Source organism: Streptococcus penaeicida (assembly GCF_002887775.1).
Classification (GTDB): Bacteria; Bacillota; Bacilli; order Lactobacillales; family Streptococcaceae; genus Streptococcus; species Streptococcus penaeicida.
In genome coordinates this window covers 1-326 of sequence record NZ_LOCM01000065.1, presented here as the reverse complement: position 1 = coordinate 326, position 326 = coordinate 1, and the positions used below count along the sequence as shown (strand labels likewise).

Sequence of the window (326 nt, the reverse complement as noted above, 5' to 3'; positions counted from 1 at the left end):
TAATTGACTAGCTTTTTAGTCCGAGTACAATTTTGATAATAGAAAAGTTTATTGACATAGAGGTAGACTTCTTGTTAAGATATAGTTATTCAATTTTGAGTGGACTAAAAAGTTAAGTGACGATAGCTAGGAGATACACCTGTACCCATGCCGAACACAGTAGTTAAGCCCTAGAACGCCTGAAGTAGTTGGGGGTTGCCCCCTGTTAGATACGGAAGTCGCTTAGCTTTTATCCGCCATAGCTCAGTTGGTAGTAGCGCATGACTGTTAATCATGATGTCGTAGGTTCGAGTCCTACTGGCGGAGTCGATAGAGATAGGATTTCC

Annotated in this window: 1 tRNA gene and 1 rRNA gene; both read left to right on the top strand. The window is 41.4% G+C overall.

Annotated features, from left to right (window positions below):
• Positions 1–112 precede the first annotated feature (112 nt).
• Positions 113–227, top strand: a 5S ribosomal RNA gene (rrf, locus tag AT575_RS10260).
• A gap of 5 nt (positions 228–232) precedes the next feature.
• A tRNA-Asn gene (locus tag AT575_RS10255) sits at positions 233–306 on the top strand.
• Positions 307–326 lie beyond the last annotated feature (20 nt).